The sequence below is a fragment of the Microbacterium gawkjiense genome (assembly GCF_031932225.1).
Lineage (GTDB): Bacteria > Actinomycetota > Actinomycetes > Actinomycetales > Microbacteriaceae > Microbacterium > Microbacterium gawkjiense.
The window spans coordinates 562,942-578,540 of record NZ_JAUZVV010000002.1 but is presented as its reverse complement, the minus strand read 5'-3'; the positions used below and the strand labels follow the sequence as shown (position 1 = coordinate 578,540).

Here is a 15,599-nt window from a genome sequence, read left to right as displayed (position 1 = left end):
AAGCCCTCGGTGTCCGTACGGATGCCGGGGGCTTCGTCGTGCGTCAGCCGAGCTCGATGATATCCAGGCCCTGCCGGGTGTCCGAGACCTTCACCCAGCCGTCGCCGAAGAGGTAGGTGACGCCGTATCCCTGCTCGTCCACGCGGAGCGCCGCGTCCGGGTCCTCGGTGATGAGCACGCCGGCGTCGTCGTCCTCGCGGAGCCATCCCTCCGCCTCGAGCGCCGCCTCGGTCGCGTCGGCATCGGCCTGGGAGATCGGGGACCACCCGAAGAGGACGAGGTCGTCGTTGGTGGGAGAGCTGAAGTCGCCCCAGGTGCACGCCGTGCCGTCGGGGAGCTCGAGGTCCAGGATCACGAACGGATCCTCGCGGACCGTCCAGCCCGTCGCCGCGAACGCGTCCACGGTCTCGGGCGAGAGCATGTTCTCGCATGTCACGTCGGCGGGATCGATGGTCGGTGGGGCGGATGCCGCGGGTGCGGAGGCGCCCGGGACGGGAGCCGCCGCCGTCCCCCCGGCCTGTCCCGGCGTGGGACTGCACGCCGTGGCGAGGAGCACCGTGAGGCCGCTCGCCGCCACCGCGGCGGCGATGCGCGTCCCGTGTCGCGCGGACCTCACGCGCCGAGCATCCCGAGGAACTCGTCGTGGAGGATGCCGTTAGTCGCCAGCGACGACAGCGCATCGAGTCGTTCGGCCCCGTGGATGTCGGTGAAGCGGCCGCCGGCCTCGAGGATGATCGGCACGTGCGCGGCGATGTCGTACTCGCGGACCCCGAACTCGGCGACGAACTCCAGACGGCCCTCGGCGAGCAGCATGTAGGGCCAGGCGTCGCCGTAGCCGCGGTCGCGCCACACGGCGCGCGAGAGGCGCAGCAGGTCGTCCGCGCGACCCTCGGCATCCCACTGCGCGATGCTCTGGAAGCTGATGCTCGCGTCGGAGAGCGACGCGACGTCGGAGGTGCGGATGCGGCGGGTCTCGCCGTCGGCGGTGCGGGTCCACGCACCGGCGCCCGTGGCGCCCCACCAGCGACGCGAGATGGCCGGCTGGCTGACCACGCCGACCCGCGGCACGCCGTCCACAACCAGTGCGATCAGGGTGGCCCACATCGGGATGCCCTTCAGGTAGTTGGCCGTGCCGTCGATCGGGTCGATGATCCACTGCCGCGATCCGTCGCCGGTCGTGCCGAACTCCTCGCCGAAGACACCGTCGGCGGGCCGTTCCGCCGCGAGCAGGTCGCGGATGGCGCGCTCCGTGGCCAGATCCGCCTCGGTGACGTGCGTCGCGTCGGCCTTCGTGCGGACGTCGAGGTCGGGCGCGTCGAAAAGCTCCATCGCGACGCCGTCCGCGGCATCCGCGAGGCGCAGGGCGAGCGCGAGATCATCCGTCAGGTCGCCCTCGAAGGGGGCGGTCCAGTCCGTCGCGGAGGGCAGAGGCGTCACGGCTCCAGGATACGTGGTGCACCTGACGCCTTCGTGGGCGCCGAGGGCGTCTCGATTGGCGGAGCAGCCAATCGTGATGCTAGTGTTGACCCTCGGTTCGAGTTCTTCGAATCACGCACCTCTAGCTCAATCGGCAGAGCAACTGACTCTTAATCAGTGGGTTCTGGGTTCGAGTCCCAGGGGGTGCACGGACGGCCCCGGTCACTCTCGCCAGTGATCGGGGCCTTCTGCTTCTGCAGTGTCGGATGCCCCGGTCAGAGCCACTTCTTGCGCTTGAAGACCGCGTAGAGCACGACCGAACTCGCGACCATCAAGCCGAGGGCCATCGGGTACCCGAAGGTCCAATGCAGCTCGGGCATGTTGTCGAAGTTCATGCCGTAGACCGTGCCGACCAGGGTCGGCCCGAACAGGATCGCCGCCCACCCCGAGATCTTCTTGACCTGCTCGTTCTGTTCGAGCGAGGTGTCGGTCTGCCGCTGGGTGACGAGCGTCGAATGGACGGTCAGGGCGTTGTCGAGGATCGAGCGGAATGCGACGATGCGCTCGTTGAGACGGATGACGTGGTCCAGCACGTCCCGCAGCGAGCGCTGCAACTCGATGTCGACCTTGTACTTCTCGGACCCCTGCAGCAGCCGCTGCAGCATGTCGTCGAGGGGAAGCGTCGACTTGTGCAGGGCGATCACCTCGCGCGCCAGCGTGTAGATGCGCTGCGACAGCCCGGCATCCGACCCGCTGAACAGCGTCTCCTCGATTTCGTCGATGTCGTTCTCGACCCCGGCGAGCACGGGGGAGTACTCGTCCACCACCTGGTCGAGGATGGCGTACAGGACCGCCTCCGGACCCATGCGCAGCAGTTCGGGCTGGTGCTCCATCCTCGCCCGCACCTGCGTGAGGTCAGGCGAGTCCGCGTGCCGGATCGTCACCACGAACTCGGGACCGACGAAGACGTGCAGCTCCCCGAAGTCCACCGAATCCGTCGTGTCGTCGTACCGCGCCGGTCGCAGCACCGTGAACAGCACGTCGCCGTACCGCTCGAGCTTGGCGCGCTGATGCCCGGCGAGGGCGTCCTCGACGGCGAGCGGGTGCAGGGAGAACTCCGTGGCGACGGCGGCGACTTCCTCCTCGGTCGGGCGGTAGAGACCGATCCACGCCATGCCGTGGTGGTCGCGCATGTGCTCGAAGGTCTCGCTGAGGTTCACCGGATCCTGGATCCGGCGGCCGTCCACGTACACGGCGTTGTCGACGATGGGCATGGGTCGATTCTCCGCCGTCGGAGACGCGAGGTTACCGCGCCGCGCCGCGCCGCGGTGCGCGGACGGGCCGGGAGTCAGCCGAGGTTCGGCTTGAGCTCCTGTCGTATCGCCTCGAAGTTGTCGGGGGTCACCTTCCATCGCATCGGGTCGGTGTCCTCGAAGGTGATCTCGTACGCCTTGGCGTCGCGGTCGAACTGCAGCAGGAACTTCGCGGGCAGCTCGGCGCCCTCGGGATAGCGGTCGGCGAGGTAGGCGTCGACCGCCGGCTTGATCTGCGAGGGGCGTGAGGCGACCGCCGAGACAGTTCCGTCCGGCGAGTAGGCGTAGCCCGACGTCTCGCTCAGCCGCCCGCCGCCGAGGCTGATCACCATCGCCAGTGACTTCCAGTCGTCGCGCGCGCCCTGCATGTTCGTGACGATTGCGCGGATGAGTTCCGTCGTCGGATCAGTGGACATGACTCTCCTTCGGCTCACGAGATCGGGGGCATCTCCGCGCTGGGGACGCGGGTGAAGACCTGACCGGGTTGGTTGTAGAAGTAGGGGTAAGCCTGCAGGATCTGCTCGCCGGTGTTCGGGTTGGTGACGGTGTACGAGACCTCGAACGTATCAGGGAGCGCTGCTCCGGGGGGATACACGTCGATCGTGTAGTCGACCTGATAGCCCCGTCGGGACCACGCGGCCCATTCGTTCTCCATGACACGCCACGCGACGCGGTTGAGGTTGGATGCTTGCGGAACGATTCCGGGGTCTGCGGTGTCGCCGAAGAATCGGTGGCCGCCGAGGTGCCCGCCGTCGTAGTCGCCGGGCACGCTGTTGCCGACCGCCGTCGCATTGTCTCCGCGCGTCGAGCTGCCGAAGTCTTCGCGGATGTGGCCGTACTCGGTGATCGGTCGGCCCGTGGCGGGGTCGTAGACCGTGACTTTCGCATTGCCCCCGCGGTTCGTCACGACGGCGTTGTTGAAGTTGTCCTCGTCCCGCACCCGCCGCACGATCGTGTCGAGGTGGCCGTCCATGTTGTCGGCGACCTGGTGCAGTCGGTCCTTGAGGCGTCCCGCGCCGATGACGACGGCTTCGCGTGCCTCACGGAAGACCGGCTTGAGACCACTCATCAAGCATCCCCTCCGAAGTCGAGCGCGGAGAACTCCGCGAAGAAGGCCGAGGTGATCGTCTGGATGTCGGCTCCGTGGAGCTTCATGTCCGACCGGGCCGATTCGAGCGCCGCGAGGTCGGCGTGGAACTCGTCCGAGTCCCCGGCGGCACCCTCGACGAGGGGCGCGTCGAGGACGGCGTCGACGACCGCGGGCAGGTGCTCGGCCATCGGCTCGATGACGGCCGGCGCGAGCTGCATGATGAGTTGCTCGACCGCGATGTCGACGGCGGCGTTGAGCAGCTTCTTCTTGATGAGCAGCATCGGACCGGCGCCCGCCGCGGTGAGGGGGTTCGTCAGCATCGCGACGAGCGTGACGAGGGTGGACGTGACGTCGACGATGACCTTCATCTTGAGCGCGAAGATCGCCTCGGCGCCGAGGTCCATCGCCGTTGCCGCGGGCGGCATGAGGTCGATGAGCTTCTGGAGGTTCTGCGAGCGGTTGGCGGTCCACGCGCCGAGGGTCGCCGGTCCGGTCTGCCCCTGGATCGCGACGCTGATGTCGTTGCTCATCTTGCGGTCGACCGCCTGGATGACGGATTCGAGATCGGTGCCCAGGTTGCGCAGCAGGTCGGCACCCTTGCGCACCTCGTCCTCGTCGATGTCCGGCCACTCGAAGCCGAGCTTCTCCATGACCCACACGAGGTCGTTCGGCAACATCATGCCCATCGCGCCACCTCCTGGTCCGAGGATAGGAATCGCCCGAGGGCCGGTCCATGGGGAGAACTCCCCGCCGGCTCCGCCTCAGGAGGAGAGCTTCGACAGCGCGGAGCCCTTGTGCGCGGCCTTCGCCCCGGTCTTCTCGGACTCCACGATGTAGGCGGGCTCGTCGCTGGACGCGGTGAAGTCCTGCCCGTCGAAGGTGAAGTCCTTCGTCTTCCGCTCGACGATCGTGCCGTGGGTGCGTCCCTGGGAGGTGTTCCAGCTGACCCGGTCGCCCTTCTTCAACGCTGCCATGATGCGTCCTTCCTGTCCGCCGCGCGATTCGCGGCTCGGTCGATGCGGATCCGTGCGAGGACGAGCCCCATCAGGAGGGCGCCCGCCCCTCCCACGGCCATGTCCCCGATGGTGTCCGGGTAGGTGACGAAGATCTCGGAGTCCACGAACGTCTTCCCGAGCCACTCGACCATCTCCCAGATCGCACTGATGGCGAGCCCGATGGTCGGCAGGAGGACGATCGCGGTGCGCCGCCGGGGCCGGTCTGGGAGGACGCCGGATCGCTGCAGGGCGACGTACCCGACTGACGCGATGACGCCCGTCGCCACGAAGTGCACGACGAGGTCCCACCACGCGATCGACCGGTACAGGTCGAGGACGTTGCTCCACGCGGCGACGCTGACGGTCACTCCGTAGACGACGTCGAACCACGGAAGCACACCGAGCAGGCGCGGGACGAGGAGGGCGGGCAGTGCGAGTGCGAGGATCCCGGCATCCGTCGGAGTCCACCAGACGAAGGCGGCCAGGACGCTGATCAGGCCGAGGAGACGGATGCCGTCGGCCGCCCATTCCGCCGGCGACGCCGGCTGGCGCAGGAAGTCCTCCCTCATCGCGGCACCTCGAGAGCGGCATGGACAGCCAGGTGGTCGCTCGGCGCGATCCCGTCCTCGGTTCGCGCGTCTATCCCGACGCGTTCGACCTCGATGTCCGACGTTGCGAGGATCACGTCGATCCGCTTGCCGTCGCGGACGGGTGCGCGGTAGCCCGCGTACGTGCCCCAGGCGGGGGTCACCCTCTCCGCGGCGACCGTCCACGTGTCCGTCAGCAGATCGCCGGCGCGCAGGGCGCGGAGAGCATCGGACTCCGCGCCGGTGTTCATGTCGCCGAAGACGAGGGTCGGGAGTCCGGTGCCGCGCACCTCGGTGCGGATGGCCTCCACCCCGCGCATCCGGGACCGCGCGGAGAAGGGGTCGAGGTGCGTGTTGACGACGGCGAAGCGCGCACCGGTGGTGCGGTCGCGGAGAACGCCGACCGTCACGACGCGGGGCACGAGGTTGCCCCAGGACCGGGTGCCGAGGACGTCGGGTGTGTCCGACAGGGCACGTTGGCGGTGGTGGAGCAGTTCGAGCCGGTCTTGATCGAAGAACACAGGACAGCCCTCCCCGCGCCCGCCTCGTCGACGCCCCACGCCGATCCGCGCGAACGACGGTCCGAGGGCGGCGGCGATCTCCGCCGCGGGACCGGGGAGGACCTCCTGGGTGCACAGGATGCTGGGGCTCTCCCGCCGGAGCATCGACACGAGGGCGGGGCGGCGGCGCGCCCAGCGATCCGACGGCGAAGAGAGCAGCGAGGGCATCGGTCGACGCACGTTCAGCGTCATCATGTGGAGGAGCGGAGCCTCCACGGCGCCGAGGAGGCGATTCACCGGGTCACCCGCCGAGCGACCACGGAGCCCGCGCGTCGCACCGCCAGACGCACCCAGCGGACCGGCGGGAAGCTCGCGGGCCAGTGGATGACGACGGTGCGGACGCCGCGGCGCACCCGCCGACGGAACGCGGATGCGGAGGTGAAGGGCCGCATCGAGATCCCCATCGCGGCGCCGGGGACGAGGCGGATGCGGTGGTGCTCGCCGAGGTGGAACGACAGGTCGAGGTCGTCGTGCACCTCGGGATCGTCCCGGTGGACGCTGCTGCTGACGCGCCGCCAGGCATCGCGCCGCAGACCGAGGTTGGAGCCGAACAGCGGGACGTGGCCGAGGGCGGGGAGCAGGACGATCGCGTACGCGCCGAGGTAGACGCCCGCCAGCGGCGTCCGCAGCGGGCGGGGTCCGTCCACGAACCGCGCGCCCCCGGCGAACACGGAGGCCTCGGGGTGCGCGTCGGCCGCGCTGCTCATGGCAGCGACCCACGACCCCGCCGGAACGCAGTCCGCGTCCAGTCGGAGGATGAGGTCGGCCGACGCCGCGTCGTAGCCGGCGGCTGCCGCAGCCGGTATGCCGGGCCGGTCGCAGTGGATCACGTCGGCGCCCGCCGAGCGGGCGACCTCTGCGGACTCATCGGAGGACATGTTGTCCACGACGATGATCTGATCGGGCCGCTTCGTCTGCAGAGCGAGGGCCCGCAGGCAGCGTCGCAGCTCGTCCGCGTCGTCCTTCACAGGGATGACGACGGAGACGGATGCGGCGGCCCGCGGGCCCTCGGTGCGCACGGATCAGCTCAGGTTGTCGGCGATCCAGTCCTTCGCGATGTCCTCGGTGTTCCGCTGGTCGACAGAGGACTCGACGTTCATCGCGACGAGCTCCTCGGGCGACATCGCGGCGCTGACCTCGTTGATCACGTCGGCGATCTCGTCCGCGATGTCCGAGCTCGCGATCGGCACGACGTTGGACGCGAGGAAGAGGCCCTTCGGGTCTTCGAGGGTCACGAGGTCGTCGGTCTTGATGCGCGGGTCGGCGCTGTACACGTTGGCGACCTGGATGTTGCCGGCGACGAGCTCGTCGACGGTGGTGTCGGCGGTCGCCTCGAAAGCGACATCCACGCCGTAGACGTCCTTGAGCCCGGTGGGGCCGTAGGGACGCTGTTCCAGCTCAGGCGCGCCGCCGAGCTTCAGTCCGTCGATGCCGGCGAGGTCGCCGATCTCGGTGAGGTCGTTCTCGGAGGCGAAGGCCGCGGTCACGTTGTACGAGTCCTGGTCGGTCGCCGGCGAGTAGTCGAGCGCGGTCAGACCGTCCGGGAGGGCGTCCTGCAGCGCGGCGTAGACATCGTCGGGCGTCGTCGCCGTGGCGTCCTCGTCGAAGTACTGCAGCAGGTTGCCGGTGTACTCCGGGAAGAGGTTGATCGATCCGTCCTCGAGCGAGGGCATGTAGGCGTCGCGCTGGCCGATGGAGAAGTTGCGCTCGACGGTGAAGTCGGCGGCTTCGAGAGCCTGGGCGTAGATCTCCGCGATGATCTCGTTCGAGTAGTACTGCTGCGAACCGATCACGATCGTCGACGACTCCTCGCCTCCGCCGTTGCCGCCGTTGCCGCCCGATCCGCCGCCTTGCAGGGACTCGCTCGACCCGCAGGCCGAGAGTGCGAGGGCGGCGACGGCGGCGAGGCCGAGGGCGGGCAGGATGCGTGTGCGGGTGATGGACATGGGTGCCTCCGGGTGGGATAGGGGTCGTGCTGCTGTGAGTCAGGCGTGTTGGGGGGACGGGCGACGCCGCAGGCGGCGCGGCGCGGATCGCTGGACGGCGACGCCGCGGGGGACGAGGATGCGCTGGAGCAGCGCGAACACGCCGTCCAGCATGAGGGCGAGGACGACGACGACGATCGACGCCCCGAGGATCTGCGCCGGATTCCGGGTCTGGATGCCCTGGATCAGGGCGAAGCCGAGTCCGCCGAGGCCGACGTAGGCCGCGATGGTGACCGTCGCGACGACCTGCAGCACAGCGGAGCGGATGCCGCCGATCAGCAGCGGCAGTCCGAGGGGGATCTCGATCTTCCACAGGACCTGCATCGGCGTCATCCCGACGGCGCGCCCCGCCTCGATCGTCGTGCGCTCGATCGCCTCGATCCCCGCGTAGGCCCCCGCGAGGATCGAGGGGATGGCGAGGAGAACGAAGGAGACGACGGCGGCCTGCTCCTTGAAGTTCACGCCGATCAGGAGGTAGAGCAGGACGACGAGGCCGAGGGAGGGCAGCGACCGGGCGGCGCCGGAGAGGAAGACGGCGATCTCGCGTCCGCGACCGGTGTGCCCGATGGCCCATCCGGCGGGTACGGCGATGAGCGCAGCGAGGGCGACGGAGCCGAAGGTGAAGCCGAGGTGCTGGAGGATCGCCTCGCCGAGGGGGAGGTATCCCGTCGTGCGATCCGGCGAGAAAATCCAGGCGAAGGCGTCGAGGAAGACGTTCATGCGGCGACCTCCCGCATTCGTGCCCGCGACCGCGGGGGCGAGGTTCGCCGGGTCCACGGCATCAGCGCGCGTCCGGCCAGCAGGAGGAGCGCGTCGATGACGAGGGCGATGATCACCACGGCGAGCACGCCCGCGAAGACCTCGGGGAGGATCCTCCGCTGCGATCCGTTCGTGAACAGGTACCCGAGGTTCTGCACGCCGATCAGAGCGCCGACGGTGGCGAGCGAGATCGTCGAGACGGCCGTCACCCTCAGGCCCGCCAGCATGACGGGGCCCGCCAGCGGGAAGTCGACCGTCCAGAAACGCCGCCACGGACCGAAGCCGACCGCGATCGCGGCGTTGCGGACGCTGGACTCGACCGACGCGAGTCCATCCGTGACCGACCGGGTCATGATCGCGACCGCGTAGATGGTCAGCGCGACGACGAGGTTGGTCTCGGACAGCAGAGGGATGCCGCTGATCGCACTGATGAGCGCGAACAGGCCGAACGACGGGATCGTGTAGAGGATGCCCACCGCACCCAGCACCGTGCCGCGCAGCCGCGTGTAGCGGAACGCCGCCCAACCGATCGGCACCGCGACGGCGAACCCGACGAGGATCGCGATCGTGCTCTGTCGGAGGTGGGCGACGGTCAGGCGACCGATCAGGTCCAGGTTCTCGAGGACCCAGTTCATGTGGAGGTCACCTCGGATCCTCTGCCGCATCCGACACGAGCACTCCCTGCGTGCGTCCCGCCCCATCCACGAGGACGGTGCCGCGAGGGGTCTGCTTGGCGCGGAACGCGCGCGCTCCGCGGTCGGTGCCGATGAAAGTCGCGACGAAGTCGTCAGCCGGGGATTCGATGATCTCCGAGGGCGTGCCGCGCTGGGCGATGTGTGCACCCTTCTGCAGGATCACGACCTGGTCGCCCAGGAGGAAGGCCTCGTCGATGTCGTGCGTGACGAAGACGATGGTCTTGTCGAGTTCTCGCTGCAGCCGGATCACCTCGGCCTGCAGTTCTTTGCGGACGATGGGGTCGACGGCGCCGAAGGGCTCGTCCATGAGGAGGATGTTGGGGTCCGCGGCGAGGGCGCGCGCGACGCCGACGCGCTGCTGCTGACCGCCGGAGAGCTGCGCGGGATACCTGTCGGCGAAGGCGGCGTCGAGGCCGACGACCTCCATCAGCTCGAGCGCGCGACGCCGTGCGGCAGCCTTGGTCTGTCCGGTGAGGACGGGCACCGTCGCGATGTTGTCCGCCACCGTGTAGTGGGGGAGCAGGCCGGCGTTCTGGAGGACGTACCCGATGCTCCGCCGCAGCTGGACGGCGTCCTTCGACCGGATCGACTCGCCGTCGATCACGATGTCGCCCGACGTCGGCTCGATGAGACGGTTGATCATGCGGAGCAGGGTGGTCTTGCCGCATCCCGACGAACCCACGAGGACAGTCGTCTTGCGCGCCGGCATCTCGAGGGTGACCTCGTCGACGGCCGCGGGTCCGTCGCCGAATCGCTTGGTGACGGATCGGAATTCGATCGCCATGGAGGGGTCCTTTCGGCCGGTGTTTCAGCCAACCACACACCCCGGACATCCCGGGAGTCCGGGGCGACCATTGACGTCACATGGCGGTTGTGGCAGGAGATGCCCTCGTTCCGACCCCGCTGGGTCGTCCTGTCAGTAGCGTGAAGGCATGAGCACACGCGAGTACGACCTCATCGTGATCGGAGCAGGACCCGTCGGTGAGAACGTCGCCGATCGTGCCGTGCGAGGGGGGTTGACGGCCGCGATCGTCGAGAGCGAGCTGGTGGGCGGCGAGTGCTCGTACTGGGCCTGTATGCCCTCGAAGGCGCTGCTGCGGGCCCCGGCTGCGCTGCGCGCGGCCCGCGACGTCGCGGGCGCCGCGGAGGCGGTGACCGGCGGGGTCGATGTCGCCGCCGTGCTTGCGCGCCGGGACCGCATCGTGCACGACTACCAGGACACGTCGCAGGTCGAGTGGCTGCAGGGAGCGGGGATCGACCTGGTGCGCGGCCACGGGCGCCTCGCCGGTGAGAAGGAAGTGACCGTCACCGCGGCGGACGGCGCGGTCACCACCCTGCGCGCGCGCCACGCGGTCGCCGTCTGCACCGGCTCCGCCGCGCTGATCCCGGATATCCCCGGATTGCAGGATGCCGCACCCTGGACCAGTCGCGAGGCGACGGGGGTCCGCACCGTGCCGTCCTCGCTGATCATCCTGGGCGGCGGCGTCGTCGGTCTCGAGATGGCGACGGCCTCCACCGCGCTCGGCTCGGACGTGACCGTGATCGCCCGGTCCACCCTCCTCGGCGGACTCGAGGACTTCGCCGGCGAGGCCGTGGGCGCCGCCCTGAAGGGCGCGGGCGCGACCGTTCTCACCGGGCACGGTGTCGAGCACGTCGCCCGTTCCTCCGACGGGGTGAGTGTCACTCTGGATGACGGCTCCGTCGTCCGGGCGGAGGAGATCCTGGTGGCGACGGGTCGTGTGCCCCGCACCGAAGACCTCGGCCTCGAACACGTCGGACTCGAGGCGGGATCGTGGATCCGGGTAGACGACACGATGCGCGTCCCCGGCAACGACTGGCTGTACGCGGTGGGCGATGTCAATCACCGGGCCCTGCTGACCCACCAGGGCAAGTACCAGGCCCGTGTCGCCGGCGACGTCATCGCGCGTCGCGCCGCGTCGAACGACGTGGACACGTCGGCCTGGAGCGCGCTGGCGGCCACCGCCGACCACAGCGCCGTTCCTCAGGTCGTGTTCACCGAGCCCGAAGTCGCCGCCGTCGGGCACACCGAGGCATCCGCTCGTGACGCCGGCATCGGCGTGAAGGTCGTCGACTACGACCTGTCCTGGGTGGCGGGGGCGAGCACCCACTCCGACCGGTACGAGGGGCGCTCGCGGGCCGTCATCGACGCGGAGCGCGGCGTGCTGGTCGGGGCGACGTTCGTGGGACCCGATGTCGCCGAGCTGCTCCATGCCGCGACGATCGCCATCGTCGGCGAGGTCCCGCTGCACCGCCTCTGGCACGCCGTCCCCGCGTACCCGACCGTCAGCGAGGTGTGGCTGCGCTGGCTCGAGACCGCGGGGTTGTGACCGCCGCCGTCGTCATCGACGGCGGACGGACTGGATGCGGGTCGTCAATTGGTGCGCGTGCGCGAGCAGCAGACGCCCCAACTCGGGGAGGCGGTCCGGGCCGAAGCGGAACTCGACGCCGGTGAGGCTGAGGGCCCAGGCGGGCCGCCCCTCCTGATCGAACACGGCTGCCCCGAGCCCCCATGATCCCGGGACGATGAGCCCCGGATTCACCGCGTAACCGCGGTCCCGAGTCTCCCCGATGCGTGCGCGCAGGGGATCCGCATCGTGGACATCACCCCACCGCGCGGCGAGGTCGGTATGGCGGCCGAGGTAGGCGTCGACCTCGGGCTGCGGCAGGAACGAGAGGATCGCGAGCCCCGCGGACGCGACGCCCAACGGGAAGCGGACTCCTTCGCTGAGCACGAACGACCGGATCGGGAACGACCCCTCCTCGCGCATGAGGCAGACGGTCTCATCACCGCGCCGGACGGACAGGAACGCACTCTCCTCGGTCTTCACCGCGAGCGATCGGACGATGTCGCCGGCGACGTGCGTGATGTCGTAGCGGGGCGCGGCGGCCGCGCCCATGAGGAAGAGTTCCGGTCCGGCCAGCCATCGTGCCGTGCGCTCGTCCTGATCGACCAGGCCCTCGGCGCGCAGGGCGGTCAACAGGCGGTGCGCCGTCGACCGGGAGAGGGATGCCTCGTGGGCGAGTTCGCGCACACCGCGGCCCTCCGCGCCGGCGGCGCTGACGAGCCGGAGCAGGCGCGCCGCCCGCGCGATGGCCTGCGCTCCCGGGACGGTCGACGAGGGGTGTTCCACATCGTGGACCCTAGGCGCGGAGCGTCCCACATCGCAACCGACAGCTCGCGGTCCGGGGCCTCCGACGTCGATGCTGGGAGCAACGACACGAAGGAGTGCACCGTGATCGACAAGGCGGTTCCCTCGGCGGCCGACGCCGTCGCCGACATCCCCGACGGCGCGAGCATCGCCGTCGGCGGCTTCGGCCTCTCCGGAAACCCGATCGCCCTCATCGACGCCCTGCTCGCACAGGGGACGACGGACCTCTCCGTCGTCTCCAACAACTGCGGGGTGGACGACTGGGGTCTCGGTGTCCTGCTGCGAGCGCGCCGCATCCGCAAGATGACCTCGTCGTACGTGGGCGAGAACAAGGAGTTCGAGCGCCAGTTCCTCTCCGGCGAGTTGGAGCTCGAGCTCACGCCGCAGGGCACCCTCGCCGAGAAGCTGCGCGCCGGCGGGGCCGGCATCGCCGCCTTCTACACGCAGACGGGTGTCGGCACGCAGGTCGCGGAGGGTGGTCTGCCGCGTCGGTACGACGGCGCCGGCGGCGTGGCCGTGGCATCCCCGCCGAAGGACGTCCGCCGCTTCGACGTCCGCGGTGAAGCCCGGGAGTTCGTCCTCGAGGAGGCCATCGCGACGGACTTCTCCCTCGTCCACGCGCTGCGGGGCGACCGGCACGGCAACCTCGTCTTCAACAAGGCGGCCCGCAACTTCAACCCGCTGGCCGCCATGGCCGGCCGCATCTGCATCGCGCAGGTCGAGGAGCTCGTCGAACCCGGCGAACTGGACCCGGACGCGGTGCACCTGCCCGGCGTCTATGTGCACCGCATCGTCGAGGTGGGCACGGGGATCGAGAAGCGCATCGAGCGACGCACCGTCGCGACGGAGGGGGAGTGAGATGGCGTTGACACGGACGCAGATGGCGGCGCGAGCGGCGGCCGAGCTGCCGGACGGCGCCTACGTGAATCTGGGGATCGGGCTCCCGACGCTGGTCCCCAACCACATCCCCGAAGGCGTGACCGTCGTGCTCCAGTCGGAGAACGGCATCCTCGGCGTCGGCCCGTACCCGAGGGAGGACCAGGTGGACCCCGACCTCATCAACGCGGGCAAGGAGACGGTGACCACCCTTCCGGGGGCGGCGTTCTTCGACTCCGCGCTCAGCTTCGGGATGATCCGCGGCGGCAAGATCGACGCTGCGATCCTCGGCGCGATGCAGGTGTCGGCCCGGGGCGACCTCGCGAATTGGATGATCCCGGGGAAGATGGTGAAGGGCCCGGGCGGTGCGATGGACCTCGTCCACGGCGCCGCGAAGGTGATCGTGCTCATGGAGCACACGGCCCGTGACGGGTCGCCGAAGATCGTGACGGACTGCTCGCTGCCTCTCACCGGTCGCGGTGTCGTCGACCGGATCATCACCGATCTCGCCGTCATCGACGTGACGTCCGAGGGGCTGGTGCTGGTCGAGACCGCACCGGGGGTCACCGTGCAGGACGTGAAGGATGCGACCGAGCCCGAGCTCGTGGTCGCGCAGGATGTGAAGGTGGGAGCATGACCGAAGACATCGTGATCGTGGCGGCGGCGCGGACCCCGCAGGGCCGGTTGAAGGGGCAGCTCGCCCCGTTCACCGCGCCGCAACTGGGCGCCCTCGCGATCCGCGGCGCCCTCGAGCGCGGCGGCGTCGCCCCGGCATCCGTCGACGCGGTCATCCTGGGGCAGGTGCTCGCCGCCGGTTCGGGGCAGAATCCCGCACGTCAGGCCGCGGTCGGCGCCGGGCTCGGCTGGGACGTCCCCGCCACGTCGGTCAACAAGGTGTGTCTGTCGGGGCTGACGGCGATCATCGACGCGAAGCGGATGATCGCCGTGGGCGATGCCTCGGTGGTCGTCGCCGGCGGGATGGAATCGATGACGCGCGCCCCTCACCTGCTGATGGGGTCTCGGGACGGCTGGACGTACGGCTCCGTCGAGGTCCTCGACCACATGGCCGTCGACGGGCTCACCGACGCCTACGACGGCGTGTCGATGGGGTTGTCGACGGAGCGCCGCAACCCCGGGCTCGGACTCTCCCGCGCGGACCAGGACCACGTCGCCGCGTTGTCTCACCAGCGGGCGGCCGCTGCGGTGGAGGCGGGTGTCTTCGACGCGGAGATCGTCGAGGTCGAGGTGCCGCAGCGCAAGGGCGATCCGCTCCGGCTCACGCGGGACGAGGGCATCCGCCCCGAGACGACCGTCGAGACCCTCGCGCGCCTGCGCCCCGCGTTCTCGCCCGACGGCGACATCACGGCCGGCAACGCGTCGCCGATCTCCGACGGTGCCGCGGCGGTCGTGGTGACGACCCGCTCCCGGGCGGATGCCGAGGGGTGGACCGTCCTCGCGGTGATCGGCTCGGCCGGTCAGGTCGCCGGCCCCGACAACTCGCTGCACTCGCAACCCGCGCGGGCCTTGGCGCAGGCGCTGGGGCGGCAGGGCATGGCCGCCGCCGACCTCGACCTCATCGAGATCAACGAGGCCTTCGGCGCCGTCGTCGCCCAGTCCCGACGCGAGCTCGGCGTCGATGATGCGGTCGTCAACGTCCACGGCGGCGGGATCGCGATCGGACACCCGATCGGCGCGTCTGGCGCGCGGTTGGTCGTGCACGCCGTGCACGAGCTGGCCCGCCGCGGGAGCGGATCGGCCGGTGTGGCGCTGTGCGGCGGCGGCGGTCAGGGCGAGGCGCTGATCCTTACTCGGTAGAGGCTCGCGCCGTGAGGCTCCTCGGCGTCAGCGCCGACGCGACACGCGCTTCTTCAAGAGCTTCTTCTTGTCGTCGGCGCGCGGCGAGTCGAGCGGGATGAGCTTGCCGCGCGAGGCGCGTCGCGTGTCGACGACCGAGCCGACCGCGAGGGCCATCGTGATACCCCAGCTGAGCCACGCCAGAGCGGTGCGCCAGGTGAACTTCTCCTCGCTCCGTGCAGAGCGCAGCAGGGTGACGCCTCCGGTGAGTGCCGACAGGAGCCCGGTGCCGAAGAGGTATTTGCGCATACCACCCACGGTAGTGGGGTGAGTCCCCGTCGCGGCGGTTGTTAGCCTGA

Annotated in this window: 20 protein-coding genes and 1 tRNA gene; 5 read left to right on the top strand and 16 right to left on the bottom strand. The window is 70.0% G+C overall.

Features of this window, described 5'->3' with window-relative positions; all coding sequences use genetic code 11:
• Positions 1 to 43: 43 nt before the first annotated feature.
• Both Q9S71_RS10975 and Q9S71_RS10970 read right to left on the bottom strand, forming a co-directional pair.
• The gene (locus Q9S71_RS10975; RefSeq protein WP_311862364.1) at positions 44 to 616 is read right to left on the bottom strand and encodes a hypothetical protein; all 573 of its coding nucleotides are present in this window, start codon (positions 614 to 616) and stop codon (positions 44 to 46) included.
• A complete protein-coding gene (locus Q9S71_RS10970; protein ID WP_311862363.1) occupies positions 613 to 1,437 on the bottom strand; it encodes an inositol monophosphatase family protein in 825 nt (274 codons plus the stop codon). The genes Q9S71_RS10975 and Q9S71_RS10970 overlap by 4 nt, the downstream gene beginning before the upstream one ends.
• Before the next feature lie 115 nt (positions 1,438 to 1,552).
• Between Q9S71_RS10970 and Q9S71_RS10965 the strand changes: the two genes are divergently transcribed.
• Positions 1,553 to 1,625, top strand: a tRNA-Lys gene (locus tag Q9S71_RS10965).
• A 66-nt stretch (positions 1,626 to 1,691) separates the two neighbouring features.
• Here Q9S71_RS10965 and corA read toward each other — a convergent pair.
• From corA to Q9S71_RS10905, 12 genes are all read right to left on the bottom strand, one after another.
• Positions 1,692 to 2,690: a magnesium/cobalt transporter CorA gene (gene corA / locus Q9S71_RS10960; RefSeq protein WP_064001892.1), complete on the bottom strand. Its 999-nt coding sequence runs from the start codon at positions 2,688 to 2,690 to the stop codon at positions 1,692 to 1,694.
• A 74-nt stretch (positions 2,691 to 2,764) separates the two neighbouring features.
• Entirely contained in the window at positions 2,765 to 3,145 is a 381-nt protein-coding gene (locus Q9S71_RS10955; RefSeq protein ID WP_064001893.1) for a hypothetical protein, read from the bottom strand.
• 14 nt (positions 3,146 to 3,159) lie between these two features.
• Positions 3,160 to 3,798, bottom strand: a complete 639-nt coding sequence (locus tag Q9S71_RS10950; RefSeq protein ID WP_064001894.1) for a DNA/RNA non-specific endonuclease — start codon at positions 3,796 to 3,798, stop codon at positions 3,160 to 3,162.
• The gene (locus Q9S71_RS10945; protein WP_311862361.1) at positions 3,798 to 4,505 is read right to left on the bottom strand and encodes a WXG100-like domain-containing protein; all 708 of its coding nucleotides are present in this window, start codon (positions 4,503 to 4,505) and stop codon (positions 3,798 to 3,800) included. The genes Q9S71_RS10950 and Q9S71_RS10945 overlap by 1 nt, the downstream gene beginning before the upstream one ends.
• Positions 4,506 to 4,580: 75 nt before the next feature.
• The gene (locus Q9S71_RS10940; RefSeq protein ID WP_064001895.1) at positions 4,581 to 4,793 is read right to left on the bottom strand and encodes a hypervirulence associated TUDOR domain-containing protein; all 213 of its coding nucleotides are present in this window, start codon (positions 4,791 to 4,793) and stop codon (positions 4,581 to 4,583) included.
• A complete protein-coding gene (locus tag Q9S71_RS10935; RefSeq protein ID WP_311862359.1) occupies positions 4,781 to 5,383 on the bottom strand; it encodes a DUF2238 domain-containing protein in 603 nt (200 codons plus the stop codon). Before Q9S71_RS10935 ends, Q9S71_RS10940 begins: the two co-directional genes overlap by 13 nt.
• Positions 5,380 to 6,198, bottom strand: a complete 819-nt coding sequence (locus tag Q9S71_RS10930) for an endonuclease/exonuclease/phosphatase family protein (RefSeq protein WP_311862356.1) — start codon at positions 6,196 to 6,198, stop codon at positions 5,380 to 5,382. Before Q9S71_RS10930 ends, Q9S71_RS10935 begins: the two co-directional genes overlap by 4 nt.
• The gene (locus Q9S71_RS10925) at positions 6,195 to 6,980 is read right to left on the bottom strand and encodes a glycosyltransferase family A protein (protein WP_311862353.1); all 786 of its coding nucleotides are present in this window, start codon (positions 6,978 to 6,980) and stop codon (positions 6,195 to 6,197) included. Before Q9S71_RS10925 ends, Q9S71_RS10930 begins: the two co-directional genes overlap by 4 nt.
• 3 nt (positions 6,981 to 6,983) lie before the next feature.
• Positions 6,984 to 7,907: an ABC transporter substrate-binding protein gene (locus tag Q9S71_RS10920; protein ID WP_311862351.1), complete on the bottom strand. Its 924-nt coding sequence runs from the start codon at positions 7,905 to 7,907 to the stop codon at positions 6,984 to 6,986.
• A 39-nt stretch (positions 7,908 to 7,946) separates the two neighbouring features.
• On the bottom strand, positions 7,947 to 8,666 hold the full coding sequence (locus Q9S71_RS10915) for an ABC transporter permease (RefSeq protein WP_311862349.1): 720 nt from the start codon (positions 8,664 to 8,666) through the stop codon (positions 7,947 to 7,949).
• Positions 8,663 to 9,340 (bottom strand): ABC transporter permease, encoded by a 678-nt coding sequence (locus Q9S71_RS10910; protein ID WP_311862347.1) that lies wholly within the window; start codon positions 9,338 to 9,340, stop codon positions 8,663 to 8,665. Before Q9S71_RS10910 ends, Q9S71_RS10915 begins: the two co-directional genes overlap by 4 nt.
• Before the next feature lie 7 nt (positions 9,341 to 9,347).
• Positions 9,348 to 10,184, bottom strand: a complete 837-nt coding sequence (locus Q9S71_RS10905; RefSeq protein ID WP_311862345.1) for an ABC transporter ATP-binding protein — start codon at positions 10,182 to 10,184, stop codon at positions 9,348 to 9,350.
• A gap of 148 nt (positions 10,185 to 10,332) precedes the next feature.
• Between Q9S71_RS10905 and Q9S71_RS10900 the strand changes: the two genes are divergently transcribed.
• Complete coding sequence (locus Q9S71_RS10900; protein WP_311862343.1) at positions 10,333 to 11,748, top strand: dihydrolipoyl dehydrogenase family protein; 1,416 nt, start codon at positions 10,333 to 10,335, stop codon at positions 11,746 to 11,748.
• A 12-nt stretch (positions 11,749 to 11,760) separates the two neighbouring features.
• On the opposite strand, the gene Q9S71_RS10895 is transcribed toward Q9S71_RS10900, so the two are convergent.
• Complete coding sequence (locus tag Q9S71_RS10895; RefSeq protein WP_064001902.1) at positions 11,761 to 12,552, bottom strand: IclR family transcriptional regulator; 792 nt, start codon at positions 12,550 to 12,552, stop codon at positions 11,761 to 11,763.
• 102 nt (positions 12,553 to 12,654) lie between these two features.
• Here Q9S71_RS10895 and Q9S71_RS10890 point away from each other — a divergent pair, with 102 nt between their 5' ends.
• From Q9S71_RS10890 to Q9S71_RS10880, 3 genes are read left to right on the top strand one after another with little or no spacing between them, the layout of a single operon-like run.
• Positions 12,655 to 13,428, top strand: coding sequence for a CoA transferase subunit A (locus Q9S71_RS10890; RefSeq protein ID WP_311862341.1), 774 nt, complete (start codon positions 12,655 to 12,657; stop codon positions 13,426 to 13,428).
• A 1-nt stretch (position 13,429) separates the two neighbouring features.
• Positions 13,430 to 14,083 carry a CoA transferase subunit B gene (locus tag Q9S71_RS10885; RefSeq protein ID WP_311862339.1) on the top strand — a complete coding sequence of 218 codons (654 nt, stop codon included), beginning with the start codon at positions 13,430 to 13,432 and terminating at the stop codon, positions 14,081 to 14,083.
• Complete coding sequence (locus Q9S71_RS10880; protein WP_311862337.1) at positions 14,080 to 15,261, top strand: acetyl-CoA C-acetyltransferase; 1,182 nt, start codon at positions 14,080 to 14,082, stop codon at positions 15,259 to 15,261. The genes Q9S71_RS10885 and Q9S71_RS10880 overlap by 4 nt, the downstream gene beginning before the upstream one ends.
• A 27-nt stretch (positions 15,262 to 15,288) precedes the next feature.
• Here the strand turns inward: Q9S71_RS10880 and Q9S71_RS10875 are convergent, their stop codons facing one another.
• Positions 15,289 to 15,549 (bottom strand): hypothetical protein, encoded by a 261-nt coding sequence (locus Q9S71_RS10875; RefSeq protein ID WP_064001906.1) that lies wholly within the window; start codon positions 15,547 to 15,549, stop codon positions 15,289 to 15,291.
• Positions 15,550 to 15,599 lie beyond the last annotated feature (50 nt).

What these genes read in the sequence shown, in the direction of transcription:
- Q9S71_RS10935 (WP_311862359.1), bottom strand. Translation starts at nt 5,383, where the DNA reads ATGAGGGAGGACTTCCTGCGCCAGCCGGCGTCGCCGGCGGAATGGGCG.
- Q9S71_RS10900 (WP_311862343.1), top strand. Translation starts at nt 10,333, where the DNA reads ATGAGCACACGCGAGTACGACCTCATCGTGATCGGAGCAGGACCCGTC.
- Q9S71_RS10920 (WP_311862351.1), bottom strand. Translation starts at nt 7,907, where the DNA reads ATGTCCATCACCCGCACACGCATCCTGCCCGCCCTCGGCCTCGCCGCC.
- corA (WP_064001892.1), bottom strand. Translation starts at nt 2,690, where the DNA reads ATGCCCATCGTCGACAACGCCGTGTACGTGGACGGCCGCCGGATCCAG.
- Q9S71_RS10950 (WP_064001894.1), bottom strand. Translation starts at nt 3,798, where the DNA reads ATGAGTGGTCTCAAGCCGGTCTTCCGTGAGGCACGCGAAGCCGTCGTC.
- Q9S71_RS10955 (WP_064001893.1), bottom strand. Translation starts at nt 3,145, where the DNA reads ATGTCCACTGATCCGACGACGGAACTCATCCGCGCAATCGTCACGAAC.
- Q9S71_RS10945 (WP_311862361.1), bottom strand. Translation starts at nt 4,505, where the DNA reads ATGGGCATGATGTTGCCGAACGACCTCGTGTGGGTCATGGAGAAGCTC.
- Q9S71_RS10915 (WP_311862349.1), bottom strand. Translation starts at nt 8,666, where the DNA reads ATGAACGTCTTCCTCGACGCCTTCGCCTGGATTTTCTCGCCGGATCGC.
- Q9S71_RS10880 (WP_311862337.1), top strand. Translation starts at nt 14,080, where the DNA reads ATGACCGAAGACATCGTGATCGTGGCGGCGGCGCGGACCCCGCAGGGC.
- Q9S71_RS10875 (WP_064001906.1), bottom strand. Translation starts at nt 15,549, where the DNA reads ATGCGCAAATACCTCTTCGGCACCGGGCTCCTGTCGGCACTCACCGGA.
- Q9S71_RS10910 (WP_311862347.1), bottom strand. Translation starts at nt 9,340, where the DNA reads ATGAACTGGGTCCTCGAGAACCTGGACCTGATCGGTCGCCTGACCGTC.
- Q9S71_RS10885 (WP_311862339.1), top strand. Translation starts at nt 13,430, where the DNA reads ATGGCGTTGACACGGACGCAGATGGCGGCGCGAGCGGCGGCCGAGCTG.
- Q9S71_RS10940 (WP_064001895.1), bottom strand. Translation starts at nt 4,793, where the DNA reads ATGGCAGCGTTGAAGAAGGGCGACCGGGTCAGCTGGAACACCTCCCAG.
- Q9S71_RS10905 (WP_311862345.1), bottom strand. Translation starts at nt 10,184, where the DNA reads ATGGCGATCGAATTCCGATCCGTCACCAAGCGATTCGGCGACGGACCC.